Origin of the sequence: Bradyrhizobium sp., from assembly GCF_016462955.1 — a bacterium.
Classification (GTDB): domain Bacteria; phylum Pseudomonadota; class Alphaproteobacteria; order Rhizobiales; family Xanthobacteraceae; genus Bradyrhizobium.
In genome coordinates this window covers 736-5729 of sequence record NZ_JAEMSD010000203.1, presented here as the reverse complement: position 1 = coordinate 5729, position 4994 = coordinate 736, and the positions used below count along the sequence as shown (strand labels likewise).

The 4994-nt window shown below is 63.4% G+C and carries 9 protein-coding genes; 7 read left to right on the top strand and 2 right to left on the bottom strand.

Translation table 11 applies throughout. The annotated features are described in order from the left end of the window. The 5 genes from JHD07_RS20530 to JHD07_RS20510 form a co-directional block, all read left to right on the top strand. Nucleotides 1–693 (top strand): ATP-dependent RecD-like DNA helicase (locus tag JHD07_RS20530; protein ID WP_291625236.1); only part of this gene is annotated, 693 nt, incomplete at its 5' end. A gap of 272 nt (nucleotides 694–965) precedes the next feature. Next, entirely contained in the window at nucleotides 966–1670 is a 705-nt protein-coding gene (msrA, locus tag JHD07_RS20525) for a peptide-methionine (S)-S-oxide reductase MsrA (protein ID WP_291625234.1), read from the top strand. Nucleotides 1671–1700: 30 nt separating this feature from the next. Continuing rightward, entirely contained in the window at nucleotides 1701–2120 is a 420-nt protein-coding gene (msrB, locus tag JHD07_RS20520; RefSeq protein ID WP_291625232.1) for a peptide-methionine (R)-S-oxide reductase MsrB, read from the top strand. 115 nt (nucleotides 2121–2235) lie between these two features. Continuing rightward, entirely contained in the window at nucleotides 2236–2400 is a 165-nt protein-coding gene (locus JHD07_RS20515) for a DUF3309 family protein (protein WP_291625230.1), read from the top strand. A gap of 212 nt (nucleotides 2401–2612) precedes the next feature. Continuing rightward, a complete protein-coding gene (locus JHD07_RS20510) occupies nucleotides 2613–2906 on the top strand; it encodes a hypothetical protein (protein ID WP_291625228.1) in 294 nt (97 codons plus the stop codon). 246 nt (nucleotides 2907–3152) lie between these two features. Here JHD07_RS20510 and JHD07_RS20505 read toward each other — a convergent pair whose 3' ends face one another. Continuing rightward, complete coding sequence (locus tag JHD07_RS20505; RefSeq protein WP_291625225.1) at nucleotides 3153–3695, bottom strand: DUF4112 domain-containing protein; 543 nt, start codon at nucleotides 3693–3695, stop codon at nucleotides 3153–3155. Between the two features lie 62 nt (nucleotides 3696–3757). After that, nucleotides 3758–4183 carry a DUF5413 family protein gene (locus JHD07_RS20500; RefSeq protein WP_291625223.1) on the bottom strand — a complete coding sequence of 142 codons (426 nt, stop codon included), beginning with the start codon at nucleotides 4181–4183 and terminating at the stop codon, nucleotides 3758–3760. A 144-nt stretch (nucleotides 4184–4327) separates the two neighbouring features. On the opposite strand from JHD07_RS20500, the gene JHD07_RS20495 reads away from it, so the two are divergent. Together JHD07_RS20495 and JHD07_RS20490 are read left to right on the top strand one after the other, a co-directional pair. After that, nucleotides 4328–4567: a hypothetical protein gene (locus JHD07_RS20495; RefSeq protein WP_291625221.1), complete on the top strand. Its 240-nt coding sequence runs from the start codon at nucleotides 4328–4330 to the stop codon at nucleotides 4565–4567. Between the two features lie 36 nt (nucleotides 4568–4603). After that, complete coding sequence (locus JHD07_RS20490; protein WP_291625219.1) at nucleotides 4604–4834, top strand: hypothetical protein; 231 nt, start codon at nucleotides 4604–4606, stop codon at nucleotides 4832–4834. Nucleotides 4835–4994: the final 160 nt, after the last annotated feature.

Sequence of the window (4994 nt, the reverse complement as noted above, 5' to 3'; positions counted from 1 at the left end):
GCGCAGCTGCCGCCGATCCAGGGCGGCGGCTTCTTCACCAATTCAGAGCCGGACGCGATGCTGACCGAGGTGCATCGCCAGGCCCAGGACGATCCGATCGTCCGGATGTCGATGGACGTCCGCGAAGGACGCGAGCTCGATGTCGGCCGCTACGGCGAGAGCGAGGTGGTGCCGCGCAAGGAGCTCGATCCTGACAGGGTCATGGGCGCCGACCAGATCCTGGTCGGCCGCAACAACACCCGACGCGCCTACAACATGCGGGTACGTCAGCGCCAGAGCATCGAGGACGCCTTCCCGGTCGCCGGCGACAAGCTGGTGTGCCTGCGCAACAACCGCAAGAAGGGCCTGTTCAACGGTGGCCTTTGGCGCGTGAAGTCGCGCAACACCTCACGCTCGAAGTCGCGCATCCTCAGCATGCGGCTGTCGCCCGACGAGGATTTCGGCCACAAGGTAACCAAGGTCTCGGTGCGCGCCGATTGCTTCGAGGGCGGCATCGAGCAGATCGGCTGGGAGCAGCGCAAGCCTTATGACGAGTTCGACTACGGCTACGTGCTGACCGTGCACAAGTCGCAGGGCTCGCAATGGGACGATGTCGTGTTGTTCGACGAGAGCTTTGCGTTTCAGGATTCGCGGGCACGGTGGCTGTACACGGGGATCACGCGGGCGGCGAAGCGGCTGAGCGTGGTGGTTTAAAGCCGCGTCAGCATGTTCTCAGGGTCCGCTCCAGCCACCACATGATCTTTCCGGACAACCGCTGCGCACTTTCCCGGATCATGCTTGAGCGGGAGTTCCGCATCCCGCCAAGCCGGCCCGCAGATGTCCCGAGCCGCATGCTCACGGTCTCGTGTCCGCGGCGGCGTAACGATCAGCGGCGACGTCCGTATCTCGGATGTCGGGAAAGCGCGACCGGGCTGTTCGCCCGGTCCCGATCGCCCTAGACTGTCACCTTCCGAGAGAGGATTGCCATGCGCCGAATTGCCCTCGCCTTCCTGGTTGCCGCAGCCGCCCCCCTGACGCTGGCCTTCACGATGCCGTCCGGAGCCGCGGAGGACGCGGTCGTGATCCCGGCCCCGGCCGTGGACGCCGCAGCTTCGAGCGGAATCCAGACCGCCGTACTTGCCGGTGGCTGCTTCTGGGGCGTGCAGGGCGTCTTCCAGCACACGGCGGGCGTGGTCAACGCCGTCTCCGGCTATGCCGGCGGCACCAAGGCGACCGCCGACTACCAGAGCGTCTCGAGCGGCCGCACCAGCCATGCCGAGGTGGTCGAGATCAAGTACGACCCGAAGAAGATCTCCTACGGGAAGATCCTCCAGATCTACTTCTCGGTGGTGCACGATCCGACCCAGCTCAACCGTCAGGGCCCGGACGTCGGTCCGCAATATCGCTCGGCGATCTTCACAACGTCCGACGAGCAGAAGAAAGTGGCGGAAGCCTATATCGCCCAACTCAACGGCGCGAAGGCGTTCAAGAAGCCTATCGTGACCAAGGTCGGCGCGCTGGAGGCGTTCTATCCGGCGGAGGCCTATCACCAGGACTATCTGACGCTGCACCCGAACCAGCCCTACATCGCCTATAACGACATCCCCAAGGTCGAGAACCTGAAAAAGCTGTTCGCGGATAACTACATCGAGAAGCCGACGCTGGTGAATGCCGGCAAGGCCACCAACTGATCGAAAAATCATCCTGAGAACGGGAGACCCATGCCCGATACCAAGACGAAGATCACGGACGACAAAGTCAGCAAGAGCGAAGAGCAGTGGCGGCGCGAATTGACGCCGATGCAATACGCCGTGCTGCGCGAGAAGGCGACCGAGCGTCCCTTCTCGGGCGAGTATGAGCACGAGGAGCGCGCCGGCACTTACGTCTGTGCCGGCTGCGGCAATTCGTTGTTCGAATCCGACGCCAAGTTCGATTCCGGCTGCGGCTGGCCGAGCTTCACCCAGCCGGCGGTCGAGAGCCACATCGACGAGGAGCGGGATACGAGCCATGGCATGGTCCGGACCGAGGTGCTCTGCTCCAAATGCAGCGGCCATCTCGGCCATGTCTTCCCCGATGGACCCGGACCGACCGGCCTGCGCTACTGCATCAACTCGGCGGCGCTGAAGCTGGAGCCGAAATAAACAAATAAACGAAGTCCGACGCCGGGTTCCATCATGGAACCCGGCGTCGCGATATGCTTTCCCCCAGTGGGGTGCGGCCCAACATCCTGTTTCGGCGACCGCCAGGGAGGAGGCCGTGACGCTTGGGACCATCCTGATCATCCTGGTGATCATCTATCTGCTCGGCGGCCTGTCGGGCCGGTTCGGCGGGTATGGCTATGGCCTTGGCCATTCCGGCATCGGCCTCGGCGGGGTCGTGCTGGTGGTCCTGGTCGTGCTGCTGCTTCCTGGCAAAGTGTGAACGACTTAAATAATTGAAATTAATATACTTTTCTCGTTCGCTTGGCTGCCATGCGCGGATTCATCATCTCGCATCGCAGGGGTCGCATTTTTGTCAGATCGGCCTATATTAGAGGGCGACAATGCATGTGGCGGGCCCGCTCGATTGCGGCCTCTGCCCTCCCCCAAACTCACGCGCTTAAAGCCCCAGAGAAGATCACGAGGTCTTTGACCATGCGTCCACTGCGTCCGTTCAACTTCAACACCTCCGCCGAACTCTTCCCCGCCGCAATCCGTAAGAAGAAGCGCGCGGGCTTCACCTATCGCCGGTTCGGCACCGCAGCCGAGGCCGTGCAGTTTGCGATGGAGCAGTTGCCGACGGATTCGCTGAACGGCGCCTATCTCCAGGTCGAGGAAGCACGCTTCGACCAGAATGGCATCCGCTCGCTGTACGAGAGCGAGTCCTTCCCGCTGCCCCGCCGGCCCAAGCCGGCTCCGGCCGCGGAGACCGACGCCGACGCCGCGTAAGCTTTTCCAACACTGTTCGATGTGCGCAGAAGGCGCGACGGCCGAAAGGTCGTCGTGCCTTTTGTGTTTTAGGGAAAGATCTTCGTTTTTCGTGCCCCCGGACGCAGCGCAGCGCTCCTTCGGCGGTGCGCTGCAGAGCCGGGGCCCATCCATCAACATGCCCTTTGGCTCCTGGGTCCCGGCTCTACGGCGCGGCGCTTGCGCGCCGCACCTTGTCCGGGACATGAGAGCAGGAGGCAAGAGCCCCTACATCCGCGGCTGCTTTTCCAGCCAGCGCTGAAGCAGGCGGACGTTGCGCATGTTGGCGCGGAACATGACGTCAAAGGCGTCGCCCGCGAACGGTACGAGGCCGACCACGCCGTCGACCGCGACATTGCCGAGCATGCGAGCGGTGATGTACCACGGCGCTCCCAGCGCCCTCGCCTCGCGCACCAGCCACAGCGAGATTGCGGTCGTGATGATGTCGCCGACCACCGGGATCAGGCCGATCAGCCCGTCGATCCCGTAACGGATGTTGGTGCCGGGCAGGATGAAGGCGACGTCGAGCAGCTTGGCGATGGCCTCGAGCCGCGCGATCCGCTGCTCGCGCGTCAGATTGCCGAACGGGCTCGCTTGCCCGAACTCGAAACGAAACTCGCGAAATCCCTGCTCCAGCGTCTCGGGACGAATTTCCTGGCCTTCCTGGTCGATGATCGGCCCGCGGGCCTGCTTGCCGGAAGAGGCCGCGCGCGGGCTACCCTCGGAACGGGATCGGCGCGGAGCAAGGATATCGTCGTCGGACATGGTCATGGCTTCTCGGCAACGCGCGGGCGCGGTGGAGGTTGCGGGGCCGCGCTCGAAGGTCGCGCGCTTTAGGTCGGCGCCACCACCGCCGGCGGCTCCTCGACATATCTATGCACGAGCCAGGAAGAAATCACCGCCGGGACGAACCCGACGAGGCCGTACAGGATGACCTGCACCGCGCCGGAATCCGGCCCGCGCGAGCTGTGGGTGAACGCGGCCAGGACGAAGGCGAACAGGCCGACCAGGAGCATCCGCACGCCGGGGCTGATCCGGCGGACGTGGATCAGGATGTCGTCGACCGCGCCGATCATCAGCGCGGGCAGGAAGCCGAACAAATAGCTGTATTGCAGGGTCTTGAAGAACACCGCGAACAGCTTGCCGACCTCGCCGAGATTGGTGTGGGCCCAATAGCCGGACTGGTAGGTCGTCGTCAGCAGCAACAGGAACCCGCCGACGAACGGGACGACCAGCGCGAACACCAGATAACGTTTCATCGAGCACCTCACCCTCTGTGAGCTTTATAGCAGTGCCGGGGGAACCTTGAACAGCGGGCGGAGCGCTCTCCCCCTCGAGGAACAAGTGGCAAAGCGCCGAGTTCATGCTGGACCTGATTTTACCCCTGTTTGAATGGAGCGCTGATGGCCCGCAAATTTTTCCTGGCGACGATCGCACTGGCAGCGTTGAGCCTGTCCGACGCGCCCGCATTCGCTCAAGGCCATATGGGAACGCCCCAGGAGCAGAAGGCTTGCTCGCGCGACGCTCAGCGCTTCTGCCGCAAGGACCTCGGCAACGACATGGCGGTGCAAGGCTGCCTTCAAGCCAATCGAGCCAAGCTGTCGAAATCTTGCAACAAGGTGTTTCAGAGCCACGGCATGTGAAGACCGGCACCATCCCGGCGAATGGAGTGTGAAGCCATGTTACGCGACGAACAACTCTCCATCCTCCGGGACATCAGCCAATCCGTTGCCTTTGCCGACGACCGCCAGGGCAAGGTGGGACAGCTGATCGCCGACGGCTACGTGATGAAGGACGGTGATTTGTTCGAGCTCACGGCGAAGGGCGTCACCGCCGTCGAGGAACATGCGGCATCGCTCGGCTTGAGCGATGCGGAACCAGCGAGCGTATCCCCCGAGCGGCTGATCTGACCGCCGACGTGACTCGCGTGCAACAATTGCGAATTCCTTTACGCCGGCCATTGCAGGCGCACGACAATGGCGCATACTTGCCTCGGGCGGCGTAGCACTTTCGATTCGGGCATCAAGAAATCGAGCGACCACATGCGGGACCAAAGTGCCCGACGTGAAG